The organism is Pseudomonas sp. KD5, assembly GCF_012932895.1.
Classification (GTDB): domain Bacteria; phylum Pseudomonadota; class Gammaproteobacteria; order Pseudomonadales; family Pseudomonadaceae; genus Aquipseudomonas.
In genome coordinates this window covers 348,553-371,622 of the sequence record NZ_JDWJ01000005.1, presented here as the reverse complement: position 1 = coordinate 371,622, position 23,070 = coordinate 348,553, and the positions used below count along the sequence as shown (strand labels likewise).

Sequence of the window (23,070 nt, the reverse complement as noted above, 5' to 3'; positions counted from 1 at the left end):
GGATTGCGGAGAAAGTAGATGAGCGCGCTCTATATGATTGTCGGCACCCTGGTAGCGCTGGGCGTGCTGGTCACCTTCCACGAATTCGGCCATTTCTGGGTCGCACGTCGCTGTGGGGTCAAAGTGCTGCGTTTCTCCGTGGGCTTCGGCATGCCGCTGCTGCGCTGGCACGACAGCAAAGGCACTGAATTCGTGGTTGCCGCCATCCCGCTGGGTGGCTACGTGAAAATGCTCGACGAGCGCGAAGGTGAGGTGCCGGCCGATCAGCTCGATCACGCCTTCAATCGCAAGTCCGTCCGTCAGCGCATTGCTATCGTGGCAGCCGGTCCGGTTGCCAACTTTCTATTGGCGATGGTGTTTTTCTGGGCTCTGGCAATGCTGGGCAGCGAGCAGGTGCGCCCGGTTATCGGCGCGGTCGAATCCGGCAGTATCGCCTCCAGGGCAGGTTTGAGCCCGGGGCAGGAAATTATTGCCATCGATGGCGAGCCAACTTCCGGCTGGGCTGCGGTGAACCTGCAACTGGTCCGCCGCCTGGGCGAGAGCGGTTCCCTTCAAGTGCTGGTCCGCGAACAGGGCTCCACCGTGGATTCGCCTCGTGAGCTGGTGCTGGACAAGTGGCTCAAGGGTGCTAACGAGCCGGATCCTATTCACTCGCTGGGTATTCGCCCCTGGCGTCCGGCATTGCCGCCGGTGCTGGCCGAAATTGATCCGAAAGGGCCAGCGAAGGCGGCGGGTCTGAAGGCTGGTGACCGTCTGTTGGCCCTTGATGGCAAGGCACTGGATGACTGGCAGCAAGTAGTCGACATCGTCCGTTTGCATCCGGATACCAAAATCATGCTGCGCGTTGAGCGCGACGGTGCTCAAATCGATGTCCCGGTGACGCTGGCCGCGCGCGGCGAGAGCAAGGCACCCAGTGGTTATCTGGGTGCTGGGGTGAAAGCGGTCGATTGGCCACCAGAGATGATTCGCGAAGTCAGTTACGGTCCGGTGGCCGCGATTGGGGAGGGTGCCCGACGCACCTGGACCATGAGCGTGCTGACCCTCGACTCGCTCAAGAAAATGTTGTTCGGCGAGCTCTCGGTAAAAAACTTGAGTGGACCGATAACCATTGCTAAAGTGGCGGGCGCTTCTGCCCAGTCGGGCATCGCTGATTTCCTGAATTTCCTTGCTTATCTGAGTATTAGCCTGGGTGTTCTGAATTTGCTGCCCATTCCTGTACTGGATGGGGGGCATTTGTTGTTTTATCTGATCGAGTGGGCGCGTGGTCGTCCCTTGTCGGATCGGGTGCAAGGTTGGGGGATACAGATCGGTATCAGTTTGGTGGTCGGGGTGATGTTGCTTGCTCTGGTCAATGATCTGGGTCGACTGTAACGCTTCGCTGAATTGCGAATCTGCCGCATTTTGCGGCAGTTTTTATTGCCAGTTGGAATAAGAAAGGACTTCATGAAACGTCTGCTGCTAACTGCGGTTCTCACCGTATTGATGATCGCCGAAGTTCACGCCGAGTCCTTCACTATCTCTGATATTCGCGTCAATGGCCTCCAGCGGGTCTCCGCGGGTAGTGTCTTTGGTGCCTTGCCGTTGAACGTCGGCGAGCAGGCGGATGATCGTCGCCTGGTGGAATCCACTCGTGCGCTGTTCAAAACCGGGTTCTTTCAAGATATCCAGCTGGGCCGTGAAGGCAACGTCCTGGTCATCACTGTAGTCGAGCGTCCGTCGGTCGCCAGTATCGAGATCGAAGGTAACAAGGCGATCTCCACTGAAGACCTGATGAAAGGCCTCAAACAGTCCGGTCTGGCCGAAGGCGAGATCTTCCAGCGCGCGACCCTCGAAGGTGTGCGTAACGAACTGCAGCGTCAATACGTCGCTCAGGGCCGCTACTCGGCTACCGTCGACACCGAAGTGGTGCCGCAGCCGCGTAACCGCGTTGCCCTGAAGGTCAACATCAACGAAGGCACCGTAGCGGCGATCCAGCACATCAACGTGGTGGGCAACACTGTCTTCCCTGAAGAAGACCTGATCGACCTGTTCGAACTCAAGACCAGCAACTGGCTGTCGTTCTTCAAGAACGATGACAAGTACGCCCGTGAAAAACTCTCCGGTGACCTGGAGCGTCTGCGCTCCTATTACCTGGACCGTGGCTATATCAATATGGATATCGCTTCGACCCAGGTGTCCATCACCCCGGACAAGAAACACGTCTATATCACCGTCAACGTCAACGAAGGCGAGAAATACACCGTTCGTGACGTGAAACTCAGCGGCGACCTGAAAGTGCCTGAAGACCAGGTCAAGTCCCTGCTGCTGGTTCAGAAAGGCCAGGTGTTCTCGCGCAAGTTGATGACCACCACCTCCGAACTGATCACCCGCCGCCTGGGTAACGAGGGTTACACCTTCGCTAACGTCAACGGCGTGCCTCAGCCTCACGACGAAGACCACACGGTCGATATCACGTTCGCTGTCGATCCGGGCAAGCGTGCTTACGTGAACCGCATCAACTTCCGTGGCAACACCAAGTCCGAAGACGAAGTGCTGCGCCGTGAAATGCGTCAGATGGAAGGCGGCTGGGCTTCGACCTACCTGATCGACCAATCCAAGACCCGCCTGGAACGCCTGGGCTTCTTCAAGGAAGTCAACGTCGAAACGCCGGCCGTGCCGGGTGTCGATGATCAGGTTGACGTGAACTACAGCGTTGAAGAGCAGGCTTCCGGTTCGATTACCGCCAGCGTCGGTTTCGCCCAGAGCGCCGGTCTGATCCTTGGTGGTTCGATCACTCAGAACAACTTCCTGGGTACCGGTAACAAGGTCAGCATCGGCTTGACTCGCAGTCAGTACCAAAGCCGTTATAACTTCGGTTATGTCGACCCCTACTGGACAGCTGACGGTGTGAGCCTGGGTTACAACGCTTTCTATCGTACGACCGACTACAAAGACCTCGATGTCAACGTAGCCAGCTACGCCGTAGACAGCCTGGGTGCAGGTGTCAGCGTTGGTTACCCGATCAGCGAGACTTCGCGTCTGACGTTTGGTTTGTCTGCACAACAAGACAAGATCAAGACGGGTCTTTACACCGTCGACGAAATCTTCGACTTCGTTAACAAGGAAGGTGATCAGTACCTCAACTTCAAGGCGTCGGCCGGTTGGTCTGAATCCACCTTGAACAAAGGGGTACTGGCGACCCGTGGTCACTCCCAGAGCTTGACCGCGGAAGCCACGACACCGGGCAGCGACTTGTCGTTCTTCAAGCTCGATTATCGCGGTCAATTGTTCCAGCCGTTGTCTGAAAACTACACCATGCGCCTCCACACCGAGCTGGGCTATGGCGATGGCTATGGTTCGACCGACGGCTTGCCGTTCTATGAAAACTATTATGCAGGTGGTTTCAACTCGGTTCGTGGCTTCAAGGACAGCACCCTCGGGCCTCGTAGTACGCCGAGCCGGGGCGTGAACCCGGGCACCGCAACCGATCCGGACCAGGATCCACTACCGTTTGGTGGTAACGTCCTGATTCAGGGTGGTGTAGAAGTTCTATTTCCTCTGCCGTTCGTGAAAGATCAGCGTTCCTTGCGCACTTCGGTATTCTGGGACGTGGGTAATGTGTTCGATTCGACTTGCAAGCAGAGCACCAACGCCGATGGTTCCAAGTCCAACACTCAGTGTAACGACGTCAGCCTGAGCAATATGGCCAGTTCGGTGGGTGTCGGTGTGACATGGGTTACCGCCCTTGGTCCGTTGAGCTTCGCCTTGGCGATGCCAGTCAAGAAACCGGACAGCAATGCCGAGACTCAAGTGTTCCAATTCTCCCTCGGCCAGACGTTCTAAGCGTCTGACCCAAGATAATGACAATGGATTTTGTAGGAGTGCATCGTGCGTAAGTTGACTCAATTGGTTCTCCTGGCGACCGTGCTGGTTGCAGGTCCGGCTTTTGCCGACATGAAAATCGCCGTTCTGAACTATCAGATGGCACTGCTGGAATCCGATGCGGCGAAGAAATACGCCGTGGATGCCGAGAAAAAATTCGGCCCGCAACTGACCAAGCTCAAGAGCCTGGAAAGCAGCGCCAAGGGTATCCAGGACCGTCTGATGGCCGGTGGCGACAAGATGCAGCAAGGCGAGCGTGAACGTCTGGAGCTCGAGTTCAAGCAAAAGGCCCGTGATTTCCAGTTCCAGTCCAAGGAGCTGAACGAAGCCAAAGCCGTTGCCGACCGTGAAATGCTGAAGCAGCTCAAGCCGAAACTGGACAGCGCTGTGGAAGAAGTCATCAAGAAAGGTGCTTATGACCTGGTCTTCGAGCGTGGCGCAGTGATTGATGTCAAGCCTCAGTACGACATCACTCGCCAGGTTATCGAGCGCATGAATCAGCTGAAGTAACCCATGACAGCGACTATAAAGCTCGGCCAGCTGGCCGAGTTCCTCGGCGCCACCTTACGTGGCGACCCGGAGAAAGAAATTACTGGGCTGGCCACTTTGCAAGAGGCTGGCCCAGCTCAGTTGAGCTTTCTGGCAAATCCTCAATACCGTAAATACCTGGCTGACAGTCAGGCCGCAGCCGTGCTGCTGAAGGCCGCTGATGCTGAAGGTTTTGCCGGTGATGCGCTGGTGGTGGCAGATCCATATGTGGCCTATGCGCGCATTTCCCATCTGTTCGATCCCAAGCCCAAGGCGCCGGCCGGTATTCATCCGACAGCGGTAGTGGCGGCGGATGCGGTGGTCGATCCGGCGGCGAGCATCGGTGCCTTTGCGGTCATCGAAAGTGCAGCGCGTATTGGCGCCGGTGTGACCGTTGGTGCGCATTGCTTCATCGGTGCACGCTGCGAAATTGGCGAGGGTGGCTGGTTGGCCCCGCGCGTCACGCTGTATCACGACGTGCGCATCGGCAAACGGGTGGTGATTCAATCCGGTGCCGTGCTCGGTGGTGAAGGCTTCGGTTTTGCCAACGAGAAAGGTATCTGGCAGAAAATTGCCCAGATCGGCGGCGTCTCGATCGGAGACGACGTGGAAATAGGCGTAAATACCGCTATCGATCGTGGCGCGCTGGCCGATACCGTCATTGGTAATGGTGTGAAGCTCGACAACCAGATTCAGATTGCCCACAACGTCCAGGTTGGTGACCACACTGCCATGGCCGCGTGCGTGGGAATTTCCGGCAGCACCAAAATCGGCAAGCATTGCATGCTCGCCGGTGGCGTAGGGCTGGTGGGGCATATCGACATTTGCGACAACGTTTTCCTGACCGGGATGACCATGGTGACCCACTCGATTACCGAGCCGGGTTCCTATTCTTCCGGTACGGCGATGCAACCGGCAGCCGAATGGCGCAAAAGCGCGGCACGTATCCGTCAGCTCGATGACATCGCGCGACGTCTGCGACAGCTGGAAAAGCGTGTAGGGGACGTGACCCCTGACGGTAATGCTTCATCAGATGGCTGATACCATTTCCATATCAAGTGTGCACAGCCGCTAGACTGCCTCCCTTGATTTGCTAGAGGAGTGCGCGTCAGTCGCGCGCTCCCAATCTTTACATAGGCTTCCCCCCGAAATGATGGACATCAACGAGATTCGCGAATACCTGCCTCACCGTTACCCGTTCCTGCTGGTGGACCGGGTCGTGGATCTGGATGTGGAAGGCAAGCGCATTCGCGCCTACAAGAATGTCAGCATCAACGAACCGTTCTTCAATGGTCACTTCCCTGCGCATCCAATCATGCCGGGCGTACTGATCATCGAAGCAATGGCTCAGGCTGCCGGGATCCTTGGTTTCAAAATGCTCGACGTGAAACCGGCCGATGGCACGCTTTACTACTTCGTCGGCTCCGACAAACTGCGCTTCCGTCAGCCGGTGCTGCCGGGCGATCAATTGATCCTTGAAGCCAAGTTCATCAGCTGCAAGCGTCAGATCTGGAAGTTCGAGTGCCAGGCTTCGGTCGATGGCAAGCCAGTCTGCTCCGCTGAAATCATCTGTGCGGAACGCAAACTATGAGTTTGATTGACCCTCGCGCAATCATCGATCCGACGGCCATCCTGGCCGACGACGTCGAAGTCGGCCCTTGGTCGATCGTCGGCGCAGGTGTGGAAATCGGCGAGGGAACAGTGATCGGGCCGCATGTGATTCTCAAGGGCCCGACCCGAATCGGTAAGCACAACCGCATCTACCAGTTTTCTTCGGTAGGTGAGGACACGCCCGATCTGAAATACAAGGGCGAGGAAACCCGTCTGGTCATCGGTGACCACAACGTCATCCGTGAAGGCGTGACGATTCACCGCGGGACCATTCAGGACCGTTCGGAAACGACCCTGGGTGATCACAACCTGATCATGGCCTATGCCCACATCGGTCACGACAGCGTTATCGGCAATCATTGCATCCTGGTCAACAACACCGCGTTGGCGGGGCATGTGCACGTTGAAGACTGGGCGATCCTGTCCGGCTTCACCCTGGTTCACCAGTATTGCCACATTGGCGCCCACAGCTTTTCCGGCATGGGCACTGCCATTGGCAAAGACGTTCCAGCGTACGTCACGGTATTCGGCAACCCCGCTGAAGCTCGCAGCATGAACTTCGAAGGCATGCGCCGTCGCGGCTTCAGCGAAGAGGCGATCCACGCGCTGCGTCGTGCCTACAAGGTGGTTTACCGCCAGGGCCTGACAGTCGAGCAAGCGCTCGCCGAGCTGGCCGAACCCTCGCTGCAGTTCCCGGAAGTCGCGGTGTTCCGTGATTCCATCCAGTCTTCGACCCGCGGCATCACCCGCTAATCATGGCCAATCTGCGTATTGCGCTGGTGGCGGGTGAGGCTTCCGGTGACATTCTGGGTGCGGGACTCATGCGTGCGCTCAAGGCACAGCATCCGGCGGTCGAGTTCATTGGTGTCGGCGGTCCGCTGATGCAGGCCGAAGGCCTGACCTCGTATTTCCCGATGGAACGCCTTTCTGTCATGGGGCTGGTGGAAGTGCTGGGCCGTTTGCGCGAGCTGTTGGCCCGTCGCAAGAAACTGGTTGCGGACCTGATCGCCGAGAAGCCGGACGTGTTCATCGGTATCGATGCCCCGGACTTCAACCTCAATATCGAACTCAAGCTGCGTCAGGCCGGGATCAAGACCGTGCATTACGTCAGCCCGTCGGTCTGGGCCTGGCGACAGAAGCGGGTGCTGAAGATTCGCGAAGGTTGCGACCTGATGCTGACGCTGTTCCCGTTCGAAGCTAAATTTTATGAAGAGAAGGGCGTGCCGGTACGGTTTGTAGGGCATTCCCTGGCCGATGCGATCCCGCTGGAGGCCGATCGCGCCGCCGCGCGGGCCGAACTCGGTTTGCCGGACGGGCCGTTGGTTGCCCTGATGCCGGGCAGTCGTGGCGGTGAAGTCGGGCGCCTCGGTGCGTTGTTCCTCGACACTGCTCAGCGCCTGCGGGCCATGCGTCCGGGCGTGCGATTCGTCATGCCGTGCGCCAGTCCGGAGCGTCGGGCCCAGTTGGAAGAGCTGCTGGCTGGTCGCGATCTGCCGCTGACTTTGCTCGACGGCAAATCCCATCTTGCGCTGGCGGCGTGCGACGCGGTGTTGATCGCTTCGGGCACCGCCACCCTGGAAGCATTGCTGTACAAGCGGCCGATGGTGGTCGCTTATCGCCTGGCACCGCTGACGTTCTGGATTCTCAAACGGATGGTGAAGAGTCCCTACGTCTCGTTGCCGAATTTGCTGGCCCAGCGCCTGCTGGTGCCAGAGTTGTTGCAGGACGATGCGACAGTCGAAGCCCTGGCCCAGACTCTGTCGCCGCTGATCGAAGGTGGCGAGGAGCAGACCCGAGGCTTTGACGAAATCCACCGAACCCTGCGACTGGACGCCTCCAATCAGGCAGCGGACGCGGTACTGAACCTGATTGGCAGAGCATAATGAGCAAAGCAAGCAAGCAACTGGGCCTGGATTTTATGCTGGTCGATGAAGTTGAAGATCTGGTGGCAGGTGTTGATGAAGTCGGTCGCGGCCCGCTGTGCGGTGCCGTGGTGACGGCGGCGGTGATCCTCGACCCAAGCCGGCCGATCCTTGGTCTCAATGATTCGAAGAAACTCACCGAAGCCCGTCGCGAAGCGCTTTACGATGAAATCTGCGAAAAAGCCCTGAGCTGGTGCATCGCTCGTGCCGAAGTCGAAGAAATCGACGAGTTGAATATTCTCCATGCCACCATGCTGGCTATGCAGCGTGCGGTCGAAGGGCTACACATTCAGCCGAAACTGGCGATGATTGATGGCAACCGGTGCCCGAAGCTTTCGATGCGCGCCGAAGCGGTGATCCAGGGTGATGGCAAGGTCCCGGCCATTGCGGCGGCGTCAATTCTGGCCAAGGTCAGCCGTGATCGTGAAATGGCGGCGTTCGAGCTGATTTACCCGGGTTACGGCATCGGTGGCCACAAAGGCTACCCGACGCCCGTTCATCTGGAAGCGCTGACGCGTCTGGGGCCGACACCGATTCACCGCCGCTCGTTCGCCCCGGTACGCCTGGCGTATGAAGCGCGGGAAAACCTGATCGAGGGTTAGTCGCAGGCTGATGTTTTACTCAAGGCCCGGTACAATCCGGGCCTTGTTGTCTTCACGTTTCTAGTTTCTAGACAGGATCACTATGCCGGCTTCATTCGTTCATCTACGCCTGCACACTGAATATTCCCTGGTCGACGGTCTGGTGCGGATCAAACCGCTGGTCAAGACCCTGGTCGGCATGAACATGCCTGCCGTGGCGGTCACTGACCAGAACAACATGTGTTCCCTCGTCAAATTCTATAAAGCCGCCATGGGCGCCGGGATCAAGCCGATCTGTGGCGCCGACCTGTGGCTGTCGAACAAGGATCCGGACAACCCCTTGAGCCGGATCAGCCTGCTGGCGATGAACGCCACGGGGTATCGCAACCTCACCGAACTGATCTCCCGTGGTTTCATCGACGGCCAGCGCAATGGTTCGATCATCATCGAGCGCGAGTGGGTGGCCGAAGCCAGCGAAGGCTTGATCATGCTGTCGGCGGCGAAAGAGGGCGAAATCGGTCTGGCGATGCTCGGCGGCAACCCGGACGAAGCCGAAACCCTGGCTCGCGAGTGGATGGCGGTGTTCCCGGATCGTTTCTACCTGGAAATCCAGCGCACCAACCGCCCCAACGACGAAGAGCAGCTGCACGGTGCAGTGGCCCTGGCCGAGAAAATCGGCGCGCCGCTGGTGGCGACCAACGACGTGCGCTTCATCAAGCAGGAAGACTTCGAAGCCCACGAAACCCGCGTTTGCATCGGTGAAGGCCGCGCCCTCGACGATCCGCGGCGTTCGAAGAATTACAGCGATCAGCAATACCTCAAAAGCGCCGAGGAAATGGCCGAGCTGTTCAGCGACCTGCCTGAGGCGCTGGAGAACACAGTCGAGATCGCCAAGCGCTGCAACATCGAAGTGAAGCTGGGCAAGCACTTCCTGCCCAACTTCCCGATTCCCGATGGCATGACCATCGACGAGTATTTCCGCAAGGTTTCCTTCGACGGTCTGGAAGAACGCCTCAGCGTTCTGCTGCCCAAGGACACCACCGAAGACTACGAAGCCAAGCGTCAGGTTTATGTCGACCGGCTGAATTTCGAGCTGGATATCATCATCCAGATGGGGTTCCCCGGTTACTTCCTGATCGTGATGGACTTTATCCAGTGGGCCAAGAACAACGGCGTACCGGTGGGGCCTGGCCGTGGGTCGGGTGCCGGGTCGCTGGTGGCCTATGTGCAGAAGATCACTGACCTTGACCCGCTGGAATATGACCTGCTGTTCGAACGGTTCCTTAACCCGGAACGGGTTTCCATGCCCGACTTCGACGTCGACTTCTGCATGGACGGTCGCGACCGCGTGATCGAATACGTGGCCGAGAAATACGGCCGTAATGCGGTAAGTCAGATCATCACCTTCGGTTCCATGGCGGCCAAGGCTGTGGTCCGTGACGTGGCGCGGGTGCAGGGCAAGTCCTACGGCCTGGCGGATCGTCTGTCGAAGATGATTCCGTTCGAAGTCGGCATGACCCTGGAAAAAGCCTACGAACAGGAAGAAATCCTGCGCGACTTCATCAAGGTCGATGAAGAAGCCGCGGAAATCTGGGAAATGGCGCGCAAGCTCGAAGGCGTTGTGCGTAACGTCGGTAAACACGCCGGTGGTGTGGTGATCGCGCCGACCAAGCTGACCGACTTCTCGCCGATCTATTGCGACGAAGCGGGCGACGGTCTGGTAACCCAGTTCGACAAGGATGATGTCGAGGCTGCCGGTCTGGTGAAGTTCGACTTCCTGGGGCTTCGGACCCTGACGATCATCGACTGGGCGCTGAAAACCATCAACCGCGACCGCGCCAAGGTCAACGAACCGCCGCTGGACATCGCGTTCATCCCGCTGGACGACAAGCCGACTTACACGCTGCTGCAAAAAGCCGAAACCACTGCGGTGTTCCAGCTCGAGTCGCGGGGCATGAAAGAGCTGATCAAAAAGCTCAAGCCCGACTGCCTGGAAGACTTGATCGCACTGGTGGCCCTGTTCCGTCCGGGCCCGCTGCAATCGGGCATGGTGGATGACTTCATCAACCGTAAGCACGGTCGTGCCGAACTCGCGTACCCGCACTCGGACTACCAGTACGACGGCCTCAAGCCGGTATTGGCGCCGACTTACGGCATCATCCTGTATCAGGAACAGGTGATGCAGATTGCCCAGGTCATGGCTGGTTACACCCTTGGCGGCGCGGACATGTTGCGTCGAGCCATGGGTAAGAAAAAACCCGAAGAAATGGCCAAGCAGCGCGGCGGTTTCATTGAAGGTTGCGCCACCAACAATATCGATGCTGACCTTGCCGGTAACATTTTCGACCTGGTAGAAAAATTCGCCGGTTACGGCTTCAACAAATCCCACTCCGCGGCCTACGGCCTGGTGTCGTACCAGACCGCGTGGCTGAAAGCCCACTATCCAGCGCCGTTCATGGCCGCGGTACTGTCGGCGGATATGCACAACACCGACAAGGTCGTGACCTTGATCGAAGAAGTGCGGACCATGAAGCTGCGCCTCGACGCGCCGGACGTGAACACCTCGGAGTTCAAGTTCACGGTGAACGACGAAGGCCGCATCATTTACGGTCTGGGCGCGATCAAGGGCGTGGGCGAAGGCCCGGTCGAAGCGATTACCGAGGCGCGGCAAGACGGGCCGTTCAAGGACCTGTTCGATTTTTGCGCGCGGGTCGACCTCAAGCGCATCAACAAACGCACCCTCGACGGCTTGATCCGCAGTGGTGCCCTGGACCGCCTTGGCCCGTATTTCCACGATGAGCAGAAAGCCTATCAGGCCAACATCGACCGCAACCGCGCGGTGTTGTTGACGGCCATGGAAGAGGCGATCAAGGCTGCCGAACAAACCGCTCGTACCCACGACAGTGGGCATGCCGATCTGTTTGGCGGTCTGTTCGTTGAAGAAGACGCCGACGTCTACGCCAATCACCGCAAGGCCAAGGAACTGACCCTCAAGGAACGCCTGAAAGGCGAGAAAGACACCTTGGGCCTGTACCTCACCGGCCACCCGATCGACGAATACGAAGGCGAGATCCGTCGCTTCGCCCGTCAGCGCATCATCGACCTGAAACCGGCTCGCGACACGCAAACGGTCGCGGGCATGATCATCGCCCTGCGAGTAATGAAGAACAAAAAGGGCGACAAGATGGGCTTCATCACCCTCGACGACCGCTCCGGTCGGATCGAAGCCTCGTTGTTCGCCGATGCGTTCCATTCCGCGCAGTCGCTGTTGCAGACCGATGCGATGGTGGTGGTCGAAGGCGAAGTCAGCAACGACGACTTCTCCGGTGGCTTGCGGTTGCGGGTCAAGCGGGTGATGAGCATGGAAGATGCGCGCACCAACCTGGCCGAAAGCCTGCGCCTGAAGTTGCATGCCAAGGACCTCAAGGGCGATCAGCTACGCTGGTTGGGCGAGTTGTTGAAGCGTCATCGCGGTGCGTGCCCGATCACCATGGACTACACCAGCCCCGATGCGAAGGCCTTGTTGCAGTTTGGCGAGACCTGGCGGATCGACCCGGCGGATGCCTTGATTCAAGCCCTGCGTGACCAGTTCGGGCGAGACAACGTCTTCCTCCAATACCGTTGACGGTCAGGCGTCATTCCTTACCATGGGAACGCGCCTGATCCCGACCCGAATTTTTAATCTCGACCTGAACGCGCCTGTCCCTTAAGGTAGGGCGCGAATAGACAACCGGCCGGCCCAAGCTCCCTTGGACGCGACCCTAGACGGACGCCTATGAACCCGAATTTTCTAGATTTCGAACAGCCGATCGCCGACCTGCAAGCCAAGATCGAAGAGTTGCGCTTGGTCGGTAATGACAATTCGCTGAATATCGGCGATGAGATCTCCCGCCTACAGGACAAGAGCAGCACGCTGACCGAAGACATCTTCGGCAAGCTGACCAGCTGGCAGATCGCGCGTCTGGCGCGTCACCCGAAACGTCCGTACACCCTGGACTACATCGAACACATCTTCACCGAGTTCGATGAGTTGCACGGCGACCGTCACTTCTCTGACGACGCTGCCATCGTTGGCGGTGTTGCCCGTCTGGACGATAAGCCGGTGATGGTTATCGGTCACCAGAAAGGCCGTGAAGTGCGCGAGAAGGTTCGCCGCAACTTCGGTATGCCGCGCCCTGAGGGCTACCGCAAGGCGTGCCGCCTGATGGAAATGGCCGAGCGTTTCAAAATGCCGATCCTGACCTTCATCGACACCCCGGGCGCTTACCCTGGCATCGACGCCGAAGAGCGCAACCAGAGCGAAGCGATTGCCTGGAACCTGCGCGTCATGGCTCGCCTGAAAACCCCAATCATCGCCACCGTGATCGGTGAGGGTGGTTCCGGTGGTGCGCTGGCCATTGGCGTCTGCGATCAGCTGAACATGCTGCAATATTCGACCTACGCGGTGATTTCGCCGGAAGGTTGCGCCTCGATTCTGTGGAAAACTTCCGAGAAAGCCCCGGATGCCGCTGAAGCGATGGGCATCACTGCCGAGCGTCTGAAGGGCCTGGGCATTGTCGATAAAGTGATCGGCGAGCCGTTGGGCGGTGCTCATCGTGATCCGGCCGCTGCCGCTGCCTCGATCCGCGCCGAGCTGAGCTCGCAACTGGCGATGCTGAAGAAGTTCGACAACGACGCGCTGCTGGCCCGTCGTTACGAGCGTCTGATGAGCTACGGTCTCTGATCTGATCGCGCTATAGCCATGTGGGAAGAGCCGGGCGACGTTCGTCTGCTCGCGATTGCGGTATAACAATCAACAAATATGTTGAATGTTAAGCAGCCTTCGCGAGTAGGCTCGCTCCCACAATGGGTCTATGTGAAGCGACTGACGTCTATGAGCCCTAAGACGATTGATCTGCCAGCCAGGCTTCTCCAGGGGCTGGCTCCGTGGCGCAACGCCACGACCTGGCGCATCGCCTTCTCCGGTGGTCTCGATTCCACCGTCCTGCTGCACCTTCTCGCACACCTCGCAAAAACCGAATCCTTGCCGGCGTTGACCGCCATTCACGTCCACCACGGCCTGCAGGCTGCGGCTGATGCGTGGCCGGAACATTGTCAGTCGGTCTGTGATGCGTTGGGTGTGCCGCTGGAGGTTGTGCGTGTTCAGGTTGAGCGTGGCGCGAGCCTTGAGCGTGCGGCGCGGGACGCGCGTTACGGCGCCTTCATTGCGGCAACTCACGCCGGTGAAGTACTGCTCACAGGTCAGCACCGTGACGATCAAGCGGAAACCCTGTTGTTTCGGCTGATGCGCGGGGCAGGGGTGAGAGGTTTGTCGGGGATGCCGAGTGAGCGTCCTTTGGGGCATGGGCATCTGCTGCGACCACTGCTTGATGTCACTCGCGCCGAGCTTGAGGCCTATGCCACTGAATATCAGCTGAACTGGATCGAAGATCCGTCGAATCAGGACCGGCAGTTCTCGCGCAATTACCTGCGTCATCAGGTGTTCCCGGTGTTGACCGCGCGCTGGCCGCAAGCAGTGGCGACCATGGCTCGCAGCGCTGCGCATCTGAGTGAGGCGCAGGGGTTGCTCGACGACCTGGCGCAAATTGATCTGGCCCAGGCCGGCACCGTCAGTGATTTCGATTGGCTGGGGTTGCCGTCGCTGGAGCTGGCGCCCCTGGAAAAGCTCTCTGATGCACGCCAGCGCAATGCCCTGAGTCATTGGCTCAAACCACTGACGTCTTTGCCGGATAGTGACCATTGGTCGGGTTGGCAGGATTTGCGCGATGCGACTGGCGATGCACGTCCGGTCTGGCGATTGGCGGCGGGCGAACTGCATCGCGCTGGTGGGCGTCTCTGGTGGTTGTCAGGTGGATGGTTGCGCACTCCGCCATCCCCTGTGTCCTGGGCTGACCCCGCGGTATTGCTGGCGTTACCGGATAATGGCGTGCTCACACTCACCGGACAGATCCCCGATGGCCCGTTGCAGATCCGCTATCGTGAGGGCGGCGAAGTCATGAATTTGCCCGATCGCGGTCACCGTGACTTGAAGCGTTTGCTCAACGAAAGCGGCGTGCCGGGCTTCGCCCGTGGCAGATTGCCGCTGGTCTACAGGGGCCAGCAATTGCTGGCGGTGGCGAACCTGCGGGGGCTGAATGGCAGTGAGCGCAGTGGCTGGTATTTGCATTGGCAGCCGCCGATCGAAGATCAAGGTTTGAGCTGAAAGGGGCTTTCCGGTAGACTACGCTCCCTTCTTGATACAACTTCTGTGGATTCGCCTGAATCGCAGGAGTTGCCGATTACCAAGCAGTCTTTGCTGGGCGATTCCAAAAAATGTGTAGCGAGCAACCTACCGGTGTTTCATCTTCCGGTCTGTCCCAACGCGGCGGTTTTTTTGAAAGGTGCACTGTGATTAATGCAGGTGATCGGGGGCTTCGGCCTTCCTTCGCTTTCCCCGGCGGCTCGGACCGCTTTAACGCAGACTTCTAGGGTTTTTCATGACGCGCTACATATTCGTCACGGGCGGTGTTGTTTCTTCATTGGGGAAAGGCATTGCCTCGGCTTCATTGGCGGCCATCCTGGAGGCGCGGGGACTTAAGGTCACCATGCTGAAGCTGGACCCGTACATCAACGTTGACCCGGGCACCATGAGCCCGTTCCAGCACGGTGAAGTGTTCGTCACCCACGACGGCGCCGAGACCGACCTGGACCTGGGCCACTACGAGCGGTTCATCCGCACGACCATGACCCAGAACAACAACTTCACCACTGGCCGTGTCTACGAACACGTCCTGCGCAAAGAGCGCCGTGGTGATTACCTGGGCGCAACCATTCAGGTGATCCCGCACATCACCGACGAAATCAAGCGCCGGATCATCAAGGGCGCCGGCGATGCCGACGTGGCCATGGTCGAGATCGGTGGCACCGTGGGTGACATCGAGTCGCAACCGTTCCTCGAAGCGATCCGTCAATTGCGTTTCGAAGTCGGCGCCAAGCGCGCGATGCTGATGCACCTGACACTGGTGCCGTACATCGCCACTGCCGGCGAAACCAAAACCAAGCCAACCCAGCACTCGGTCAAGGAACTGCGTTCCATCGGCCTGCAGCCTGACGTGCTGGTGTGCCGCTCCGATCACCCGATCGACATTTCTTCGCGTCGCAAGATCGCGCAGTTCACCAACGTTGAAGAACGTGCGGTGATTGCACTGGAAGACGCCGACACCATCTACAAGATCCCGGGCATTCTGCACTCCCAGGGCCTGGATGATTTCGTCGTTGAGCGTTTCGGCCTGCAATGCGATAGCGCCGATCTGTCCGAGTGGGAAGCGGTGGTTGATGCCAAGCTGAACCCGGAGCACGAAGTCACCATCGCCATGGTCGGCAAGTACATGGAACTGCTGGACGCCTACAAGTCGCTGATCGAAGCGATGAGTCACGCCGGCATCAGCAACCGCACCAAGGTCAACCTGCGCTACATCGATTCCGAAGACATCGAAAACCAGGGCACTGCTCTGCTGGAAGGCGTCGACGCGATTCTGGTACCGGGCGGCTTCGGTCTGCGTGGTGTTGAAGGCAAGATCACTGCCGTTCAATACGCTCGCGAAAACAAGGTTCCATACCTGGGTATCTGCCTGGGCATGCAAGTGGCCGTTATCGAGTTCGCTCGTAACGTCATGGGCTGGAAAGATGCCAACTCCACTGAGTTCGATCGCACCAGCGGTCACCCGGTGGTCGGTCTGATCACCGAGTGGGAAGATGCCACCGGCGCCGTCGAAACCCGTACCGAATCGTCCGATCTGGGCGGCACCATGCGCCTTGGCGCTCAGGACTGTCTGCTTGAGCCAGGTTCCCTGGTGCACGATTGCTACGCCAAGGATGTGATCGTCGAGCGTCACCGTCATCGCTACGAAGTGAACAACAACCTGCTGCCGCAAATCATCGATGCCGGCCTGAAAATCTCCGGTCGCTCCGGTGATGGCGCGCTGGTTGAAGTGGTTGAAGCACCGGATCACCCATGGTTCGTCGCTTGCCAGTTCCACCCAGAGTTCACCTCGACGCCACGCGACGGTCACCCGTTGTTCAGCGGTTTCGTTAAAGCCGCTTTGGCTCAACACCAGAAGAAGGCGTAAACCTTATGGCGCAGAAGATCATCCGCGTAGGCGATATCGAGATTGCCAACGACAAGCCAATGGTGCTGTTCGGTGGCATGAACGTGCTGGAAAGCCGTGACATGGCGATGCAGGTCTGCGAAGAGTACGTAAAGGTCACCGAAAAACTCGGTATCCCTTACGTGTTCAAGGCCAGTTTCGACAAGGCGAACCGTTCTTCTGTGACCTCTTACCGTGGCCCTGGCCTGGAAGAGGGCATGCGGATTTTCCAGGACATCAAGCAAGCCTTTGGCGTACCGATCATCACCGACGTCCACGAGCCTGACCAGGCCGCGGTCGTCGCTGAGGTCTGCGACATCATCCAGTTGCCGGCCTTCCTGTCGCGCCAGACCGACCTTGTGGTCGCGATGGCCAAGACCGGCGCGGTGATCAACATCAAGAAAGCCCAGTTCCTCGCGCCCCAGGAAATGAAACACATCCTGAACAAATGCGTGGAAGCCGGTAACGATCAGTTGATTCTCTGCGAGCGTGGTTCGAGCTTCGGCTACAACAATCTCGTGGTCGACATGCTCGGCTTCGGCATCATGAAGCAGTTCGAATATCCGGTATTCTTCGACGTGACCCACGCGCTGCAAATGCCCGGCGGTCGCTCCGATTCCGCCGGCGGTCGTCGTGCCCAGGTCACTGACCTGGCCAAGGCCGGCATGAGCCAGTCGCTGGCCGGGCTGTTCCTTGAAGCCCACCCGGACCCGGACAACGCCAAATGCGACGGCCCTTGCGCCCTGCGTCTGGACAAACTGGAGCCATTCCTGGCCCAGCTCAAAGCACTGGACGAACTGGTGAAGAGTTTTCCGACGGTAGAAACCGCGTAAACCTCAATTCTCCGGTAAAGTACCGCACGGTTTAAATGCTCAGGCCCTCGGGCTTGAGCCTTATCGTCCGCAAGCCTGCCCGCTTTCTGTCACTTGCCGACGATAAAAGATTTCCTTCAGCTGCGTCGTTTTCGTCAACTTTGGAGTGTTTACAACAATGGCAAAAATCGTCGACATCAAAGGTCGTGAAGTTCTCGACTCCCGTGGCAATCCCACTGTGGAAGCAGACGTGCTTCTCGATAACGGCATCATCGGCAGCGCATGCGCGCCATCCGGTGCTTCCACTGGCTCGCGTGAAGCGCTCGAGCTGCGTGATGGCGACAAGAGCCGTTATCTGGGTAAAGGCGTGCTCAAGGCCGTAGCCAACATCAACGGTCCGATCCGCGACCTGTTGCTGGGCAAAGACCCAAGCGACCAGAAAGCGCTGGATCACGCGATGATCAAGCTCGATGGCACTGAGAACAAAGCAACTCTGGGCGCCAACGCAATCCTCGCCGTTTCCCTGGCCGCGGCCAAGGCAGCAGCACAGGACCAGGACCTGCCGCTGTACGCTCACATTGCCAACCTGAACGGCACTCCGGGTGTCTACTCGATGCCGGTTCCGATGATGAACATCATCAACGGTGGCGAGCACGCCGATAACAACGTCGACATCCAGGAATTCATGGTTCAGCCGGTTGGCGCCAAGTCTTTCTCGGAAGGTCTGCGCATGGGCACCGAGATTTTCCATCATCTCAAAGCCGTTCTGAAGGCTCGTGGCCTGAGCACTGCCGTCGGTGACGAAGGTGGTTTCGCGCCGAACCTGGCTTCCAACGAAGACGCTTTGAAAGTGATCTCCGAAGCCGTGGCCAACGCCGGTTACAAGCTGGGCACCGACGTGACCCTGGCCCTGGACTGCGCGGCCAGCGAATTTTACGAAGATGGCAAGTACAACCTGTCCGGCGAAGGCCAGGTGTTCACTGCTGAAGGTTTCGCCGACTACCTGAAAGGTCTGACCGAGCGTTACCCGATCATCTCCATCGAAGACGGTCTGGACGAGTCCGACTGGGCTGGCTGGAAAATCCTCACCGACAAGATCGGCGAGAAGACTCAGCTGGTAGGCGACGACCTGTTCGTGACCAACACCAAGATCCTGAAAGAAGGCATCGACAAAAAGATCGCCAACTCGATCCTGATCAAGTTCAACCAGATCGGCACCCTGACCGAAACCCTGGAAGCCATCCAGATGGCCAAGGCCGCTGGTTACACCGCCGTGATCTCGCACCGCTCCGGCGAAACCGAAGATTCGACCATTGCCGACCTGGCCGTGGGCACCTCGGCTGGCCAGATCAAGACCGGTTCGCTGTGCCGTTCCGACCGCGTTTCCAAGTACAACCAACTGCTGCGTATTGAAGAGCAGTTGAATGGCAAAGCCAAGTACAACGGCCGTAGCGAATTCCGCGGCTGAGTGGTAAACGATAAAAAGACACCGGATTGTGTCGGAAAAATCGCGACAGCGACGGATTTGCCACTAATCTGATGCCTTAAGAGCACAAGCCTGGTTCTTCCAGGCTTCGTGCTATCAGAAGCTTCAAAGTTTGGCATGGCTGTCTTTTTTCACTGGATACCTGATATTCGATGCGCAGTCCCAATTGGTTGTTCCTCGTCTTGCTCTTGCTGCTGGCCGGCCTGCAGTACCGCCTGTGGGTGGGTAATGGCAGTCTGGCGCAAGTGGCCGAGCTGAAGCAGCAGATTGCGGATCAACACGCCGAGAACGAGGCGTTGCTGGAGCGCAACCGAGTGATGGACGCCGAAGTTAGTGAGTTGAAAAAGGGCATGGAGACCGTTGAAGAGCGGGCTCGCCATGAGTTGGGCATGGTCAAGGATGGTGAAACCCTTTACCAGTTGGCCCAATGATTGAGTCGCTACCGGCCTTCTGGGCCGTGATTCCTGCCGCGGGCGTCGGTGCCCGTATGGCCGCGGACCGTCCCAAGCAATACTTGCAATTGGGTGGGCGCACTATTCTCGAACACAGCCTTGGCTGTTTCCTCGATCATCCTGCCCTGAAGGGGTTGGTGGTCAGTCTTGCCATCGACGATCCTTACTGGCCGAATCTGGCCTGTGCTGCCGATCCGCGTATTCAGCGGGTTGAAGGCGGCGCGGAGCGTTCCGGATCAGTGCTCAACGCCTTGCTGCATCTGCATGCCCAGGGCGCTGACGATGAGGATTGGGTGTTGGTTCACGATGCCGCGCGACCGAATCTGGCGCGCGATGATCTTGATAAATTGCTCAGTGAACTGGCTGACGACCCGGTGGGCGGCCTATTGGCGGTGCCTGCGCGCGACACCCTCAAACGGGTCGACAAGCACGGGCGTGTGCTGGAAACAGTGGATCGCAGTGTGATCTGGCAGGCTTATACACCGCAGATGTTTCGCCTTGGAGCATTGCATCGGGCGTTGGCGGATAGCCTGGTGGCGGATGCTGTCATCACCGATGAAGCCTCGGCGATGGAGTGGGCAGGTATGGCACCCCGTTTGATCGAAGGTCGATCCGATAACATCAAAGTCACTCGCCCCGAAGACCTTGAGTGGTTGCGCCAGCGTTGGGCTAACCGCCGTTAAAAGATCGCAGCCTATGCAGGCTGTGATCTTTTGCTCTTAAACCCGATACTCCGGCCGTTCGGCCAACCCTTTCTTCAAATAATCCACCAACTTGCGCACCTTCGGCGACAGATGCCGCTGCTGCGGATAAAGCGCCCAAACCGCTGTGTTCGGCGGTTGATGGGCTTCCAGCAGTGAAATCAACTCGCCGTTTTTCAGGTGCTCCAGCACGTAGTAGTCCGGCAACTGACACAACCCAACCCCTTGTAGCGCGGCATCCAGCACCGCCTGCCCACTGTTGCAGCGCCAGTTTCCCTGTACTCGCTGGGAAAATTCCCGCCCGTTCTGTTCCAGTTGCCAGATATCCGAGCTGCCGATGAGGCAGTTGTGGCGACTCAGTTCCGACAAACTGTGTGGACGACCATACCGTTCCAGGTAGGACGGCGAGGCGCACAGATACATGCGCCGTGGTGCCAAACGAGTCGCGACCAATCTTGAATCCTGCAGGCGGCCGAGGCGGATGGCCAGGTCCAGCCCTTCGTGCACCAGATCGAGCGGGCGGTTGCTCAGTTCGATGTCGACACGCAGTTGCGGATACAGCCCCATGAAGCGAGTCACCAGCGGCACAATGAATCGTTCGCCGTAGGCCACGGCACAGGTCATGCGCAGCATGCCCTTGGGTTCGCTGGTCAGGTCGCCGACAGCGCGCAACGCTTCTTCGCGGCCGTCCTGCAAACGTTGGCAATGTTGCAGAAAGGTTTGCCCGGCTTCGGTCAGCGTGACCCGGCGGGTGCTGCGATAGAGCAAGCGGGTTTGCAGTCGCTCTTCCAGTCGTACGATTTGGCGACTGATGTGGGAGGAAGACACTCCAAGGCGTTCAGCCGCGGCGGTGAATTGGCTGCACTCGGCCACGGCGACGAACTCGTCGATGCCTTCCCAGCGGTTTTCGGACATCAGGATTATCCCTGCATGGCAATAATGTTTTGCTTTTGTCCCGATTATTCATCGTATGCAGCTGTATTACACTCCTTGTCTCGTTTTTATTCACTGGAGAGTCAGCATGATCAAGTCGCGCGCCGCCGTTGCCTTCGAGGCCAAGAAGCCCCTCGAGATCGTTGAAGTCGATGTCGCCATGCCCAAGGCGGGCGAAGTCCTGCTGCGCGTCGTCGCTTCCGGTGTCTGCCATACCGATGCCTACACCCTATCGGGCGCGGACCCGGAAGGTATCTTCCCGTCGATCCTGGGCCACGAAGGTGGCGCGGTGGTCGAAGCGATCGGCGAGGGCGTGACTTCGGTTGCGGTGGGCGATCATGTGATCCCGCTGTACACCCCGGAATGTGGCAAGTGCAAATTCTGTCTGTCGGGCAAAACCAACCTCTGCCAGGCGATTCGTGCAACCCAGGGTAAAGGCCTGATGCCGGACGGCACTTCGCGCTTTTCCTACAAGGGCGAAACTATTTTCCACTACATGGGCACCTCGACGTTTTCCGAGTACACCGTACTGCCGGAAATTTCTGTCGCCAAAATTCCTAAAGAAGCACCGCTGGAAAAAGTCTGCCTGCTGGGCTGTGGCGTCACCACCGGCATCGGTGCAGTGATCAACACTGCCAAGGTCAAACCGGGTGACACCGTCGCCATCTTCGGTCTGGGCGGCATCGGACTGTCTGCCGTGATCGGCGCGGTCAAAGCCAAGGCTGGCCGGATCATCGCCATCGACATCAACCCGGCCAAGTTCGAAATCGCCAGGCAATTGGGCGCCACGGACTGCGTGAACCCGAAAGACTTCGATCGTCCGATTCAGGAAGTGATCGTCGACATGACCGATGGCGGCGTCGACTTCTCGTTCGAATGCATCGGCAATGTTCAGTTGATGCGTGCCGCACTTGAGTGCTGCCACAAAGGTTGGGGTGAGTCGGTCATCATCGGTGTGGCTGGCGCCGGCCAGGAAATCTCCACCCGTCCGTTCCAGTTGGTCACCGGTCGCGTCTGGCGCGGTTCGGCGTTCGGTGGCGTGCGTGGCCGTACCGAGTTGCCAAGCTATGTCGAAATGGCCCAGACCGGCGAGATCCCGCTGGATACCTTCATCACCCACACTATGGGCCTGGAAGATATCAACAAGGCGTTTGACTTGATGCATGAAGGCAAAAGCATCCGTAGCGTCATTCATTTCTGAGGTCGCTTATGAGCCTGGAAAATATCTCCTGCCAGAAAAGCTTCGGCGGCTGGCACAAGCGCTACCGGCACCGCTCCGACGTGCTCGGCTGCGACATGGTGTTTGCCGTGTACCTGCCGCCGCAAGCGGAGCAGGGCGGCAAGCTGCCAGTGTTGTACTGGTTGTCTGGCCTGACCTGTACCGATGAGAACTTCATGCAGAAGGCCGGTGCCATGCGCATGGCCGCCGAGCTGGGGCTGATTATCGTCGCACCGGACACCAGCCCACGCGGTCCCGAAGTGCCGGGCGATCCGGATGGTGCCTGGGACTTCGGTCTCGGTGCCGGGTTTTATCTGAATGCCACGCAGGAACCGTGGTCGCGGCACTATCGGATGCATGACTACGTCGTGCAGGAATTACCGGCATTGGTCGAGGCGCATTTCCCGGCATCGGAAAAGCGTGGCATCAGCGGCCACTCCATGGGTGGCCACGGTGCGCTGGTCTGCGCCTTGCGCAATCCGGGGCGTTATCAGTCGGTGTCGGCGTTCTCGCCGATCAACAATCCGATCGATTGCCCATGGGGACAGAAAGCCTTTTCCCGTTACTTGGGTGAAGACCGGTCGAAATGGCGCGAGTGGGACGCCTGTGCATTGATCGCCGAAGCCGACGAGAAACTGCCGCTGCTGGTGGATCAGGGTGATCGCGACGATTTTCTCGCCACCCAGCTTAAGCCTGAAGCCCTGCAACAGGCGACCAAACAGGCTGGTCATCCGCTGACGTTGCGCTTGCAACCGGGCTACGACCACAGCTATTTCTTCATCGCCAGTTTCATCGACGACCACTTACAGCATCACGCGCGCGCTCTAAGCGCCTAATG

The 23,070-nt window shown here is 58.6% G+C and carries 19 protein-coding genes; 18 read left to right on the top strand and 1 reads right to left on the bottom strand.

What is annotated here, in order from left to right:
• Positions 1-18 precede the first annotated feature (18 nt).
• From rseP to ispD, 16 genes are all read left to right on the top strand, one after another.
• Positions 19-1,371, top strand: a complete 1,353-nt coding sequence (gene rseP / locus AF70_RS13965; protein ID WP_028939207.1) for a sigma E protease regulator RseP — start codon at positions 19-21, stop codon at positions 1,369-1,371.
• A 72-nt stretch (positions 1,372-1,443) separates the two neighbouring features.
• A complete protein-coding gene (bamA, locus tag AF70_RS13960) occupies positions 1,444-3,822 on the top strand; it encodes an outer membrane protein assembly factor BamA (protein ID WP_019581021.1) in 2,379 nt (792 codons plus the stop codon).
• Between the two features lie 45 nt (positions 3,823-3,867).
• The gene (locus AF70_RS13955) at positions 3,868-4,371 is read left to right on the top strand and encodes an OmpH family outer membrane protein (RefSeq protein WP_007940508.1); all 504 of its coding nucleotides are present in this window, start codon (positions 3,868-3,870) and stop codon (positions 4,369-4,371) included.
• Between the two features lie 3 nt (positions 4,372-4,374).
• A complete protein-coding gene (gene lpxD / locus AF70_RS13950) occupies positions 4,375-5,430 on the top strand; it encodes a UDP-3-O-(3-hydroxymyristoyl)glucosamine N-acyltransferase (RefSeq protein WP_028939208.1) in 1,056 nt (351 codons plus the stop codon).
• Between the two features lie 109 nt (positions 5,431-5,539).
• Positions 5,540-5,980, top strand: coding sequence for a 3-hydroxyacyl-ACP dehydratase FabZ (gene fabZ, locus AF70_RS13945; RefSeq protein WP_007940511.1), 441 nt, complete (start codon positions 5,540-5,542; stop codon positions 5,978-5,980).
• Entirely contained in the window at positions 5,977-6,753 is a 777-nt protein-coding gene (gene lpxA, locus AF70_RS13940) for an acyl-ACP--UDP-N-acetylglucosamine O-acyltransferase (protein WP_018927011.1), read from the top strand. Before fabZ ends, lpxA begins: the two co-directional genes overlap by 4 nt.
• A gap of 2 nt (positions 6,754-6,755) precedes the next feature.
• Positions 6,756-7,883, top strand: coding sequence for a lipid-A-disaccharide synthase (gene lpxB, locus AF70_RS13935; RefSeq protein WP_019581019.1), 1,128 nt, complete (start codon positions 6,756-6,758; stop codon positions 7,881-7,883).
• Positions 7,883-8,524, top strand: coding sequence for a ribonuclease HII (gene rnhB / locus AF70_RS13930; protein WP_019581018.1), 642 nt, complete (start codon positions 7,883-7,885; stop codon positions 8,522-8,524). The genes lpxB and rnhB overlap by 1 nt, the downstream gene beginning before the upstream one ends.
• Positions 8,525-8,606: 82 nt before the next feature.
• Positions 8,607-12,128: a DNA polymerase III subunit alpha gene (gene dnaE, locus AF70_RS13925; RefSeq protein WP_028939209.1), complete on the top strand. Its 3,522-nt coding sequence runs from the start codon at positions 8,607-8,609 to the stop codon at positions 12,126-12,128.
• Positions 12,129-12,278: 150 nt separating this feature from the next.
• Positions 12,279-13,226, top strand: a complete 948-nt coding sequence (locus AF70_RS13920; RefSeq protein WP_019581016.1) for an acetyl-CoA carboxylase carboxyltransferase subunit alpha — start codon at positions 12,279-12,281, stop codon at positions 13,224-13,226.
• Positions 13,227-13,376: 150 nt separating this feature from the next.
• Positions 13,377-14,705: a tRNA lysidine(34) synthetase TilS gene (gene tilS / locus AF70_RS13915; RefSeq protein WP_028939210.1), complete on the top strand. Its 1,329-nt coding sequence runs from the start codon at positions 13,377-13,379 to the stop codon at positions 14,703-14,705.
• Positions 14,706-14,979: 274 nt separating this feature from the next.
• Positions 14,980-16,611: a CTP synthase gene (locus AF70_RS13910; protein ID WP_019581014.1), complete on the top strand. Its 1,632-nt coding sequence runs from the start codon at positions 14,980-14,982 to the stop codon at positions 16,609-16,611.
• A 5-nt stretch (positions 16,612-16,616) separates the two neighbouring features.
• Entirely contained in the window at positions 16,617-17,462 is an 846-nt protein-coding gene (gene kdsA / locus AF70_RS13905; protein ID WP_015093773.1) for a 3-deoxy-8-phosphooctulonate synthase, read from the top strand.
• A gap of 157 nt (positions 17,463-17,619) precedes the next feature.
• Positions 17,620-18,909, top strand: coding sequence for a phosphopyruvate hydratase (gene eno, locus AF70_RS13900; RefSeq protein ID WP_007940523.1), 1,290 nt, complete (start codon positions 17,620-17,622; stop codon positions 18,907-18,909).
• 170 nt (positions 18,910-19,079) lie between these two features.
• Entirely contained in the window at positions 19,080-19,358 is a 279-nt protein-coding gene (ftsB, locus tag AF70_RS13895) for a cell division protein FtsB (protein WP_007907178.1), read from the top strand.
• Complete coding sequence (gene ispD, locus AF70_RS13890; protein ID WP_019581012.1) at positions 19,355-20,062, top strand: 2-C-methyl-D-erythritol 4-phosphate cytidylyltransferase; 708 nt, start codon at positions 19,355-19,357, stop codon at positions 20,060-20,062. Before ftsB ends, ispD begins: the two co-directional genes overlap by 4 nt.
• A gap of 36 nt (positions 20,063-20,098) precedes the next feature.
• Here ispD and AF70_RS13885 read toward each other — a convergent pair whose 3' ends face one another.
• Complete coding sequence (locus AF70_RS13885; protein WP_019581011.1) at positions 20,099-20,995, bottom strand: LysR substrate-binding domain-containing protein; 897 nt, start codon at positions 20,993-20,995, stop codon at positions 20,099-20,101.
• Positions 20,996-21,101: 106 nt separating this feature from the next.
• Between AF70_RS13885 and AF70_RS13880 the strand changes: the two genes are divergently transcribed.
• Together AF70_RS13880 and fghA are read left to right on the top strand one after the other, a co-directional pair.
• Positions 21,102-22,214 carry an S-(hydroxymethyl)glutathione dehydrogenase/class III alcohol dehydrogenase gene (locus AF70_RS13880; protein WP_018927002.1) on the top strand — a complete coding sequence of 371 codons (1,113 nt, stop codon included), beginning with the start codon at positions 21,102-21,104 and terminating at the stop codon, positions 22,212-22,214.
• An 8-nt stretch (positions 22,215-22,222) separates the two neighbouring features.
• Entirely contained in the window at positions 22,223-23,068 is an 846-nt protein-coding gene (gene fghA, locus AF70_RS13875; protein WP_019581010.1) for an S-formylglutathione hydrolase, read from the top strand.
• Positions 23,069-23,070: the final 2 nt, after the last annotated feature.

Bases quoted from the DNA above. Each gene is read 5' to 3' on its own strand.
- rseP (WP_028939207.1), top strand. From the start codon at position 19: ATGAGCGCGCTCTATATGATTGTCGGCACCCTGGTAGCGCTGGGCGTG.
- bamA (WP_019581021.1), top strand. From the start codon at position 1,444: ATGAAACGTCTGCTGCTAACTGCGGTTCTCACCGTATTGATGATCGCC.
- lpxD (WP_028939208.1), top strand. From the start codon at position 4,375: ATGACAGCGACTATAAAGCTCGGCCAGCTGGCCGAGTTCCTCGGCGCC.
- fabZ (WP_007940511.1), top strand. From the start codon at position 5,540: ATGATGGACATCAACGAGATTCGCGAATACCTGCCTCACCGTTACCCG.
- lpxA (WP_018927011.1), top strand. From the start codon at position 5,977: ATGAGTTTGATTGACCCTCGCGCAATCATCGATCCGACGGCCATCCTG.
- lpxB (WP_019581019.1), top strand. From the start codon at position 6,756: ATGGCCAATCTGCGTATTGCGCTGGTGGCGGGTGAGGCTTCCGGTGAC.
- rnhB (WP_019581018.1), top strand. From the start codon at position 7,883: ATGAGCAAAGCAAGCAAGCAACTGGGCCTGGATTTTATGCTGGTCGAT.
- dnaE (WP_028939209.1), top strand. From the start codon at position 8,607: ATGCCGGCTTCATTCGTTCATCTACGCCTGCACACTGAATATTCCCTG.
- AF70_RS13920 (WP_019581016.1), top strand. From the start codon at position 12,279: ATGAACCCGAATTTTCTAGATTTCGAACAGCCGATCGCCGACCTGCAA.
- tilS (WP_028939210.1), top strand. From the start codon at position 13,377: ATGAGCCCTAAGACGATTGATCTGCCAGCCAGGCTTCTCCAGGGGCTG.
- AF70_RS13910 (WP_019581014.1), top strand. From the start codon at position 14,980: ATGACGCGCTACATATTCGTCACGGGCGGTGTTGTTTCTTCATTGGGG.
- kdsA (WP_015093773.1), top strand. From the start codon at position 16,617: ATGGCGCAGAAGATCATCCGCGTAGGCGATATCGAGATTGCCAACGAC.
- eno (WP_007940523.1), top strand. From the start codon at position 17,620: ATGGCAAAAATCGTCGACATCAAAGGTCGTGAAGTTCTCGACTCCCGT.
- ftsB (WP_007907178.1), top strand. From the start codon at position 19,080: ATGCGCAGTCCCAATTGGTTGTTCCTCGTCTTGCTCTTGCTGCTGGCC.
- ispD (WP_019581012.1), top strand. From the start codon at position 19,355: ATGATTGAGTCGCTACCGGCCTTCTGGGCCGTGATTCCTGCCGCGGGC.
- AF70_RS13885 (WP_019581011.1), bottom strand. From the start codon at position 20,995: ATGTCCGAAAACCGCTGGGAAGGCATCGACGAGTTCGTCGCCGTGGCC.
- AF70_RS13880 (WP_018927002.1), top strand. From the start codon at position 21,102: ATGATCAAGTCGCGCGCCGCCGTTGCCTTCGAGGCCAAGAAGCCCCTC.
- fghA (WP_019581010.1), top strand. From the start codon at position 22,223: ATGAGCCTGGAAAATATCTCCTGCCAGAAAAGCTTCGGCGGCTGGCAC.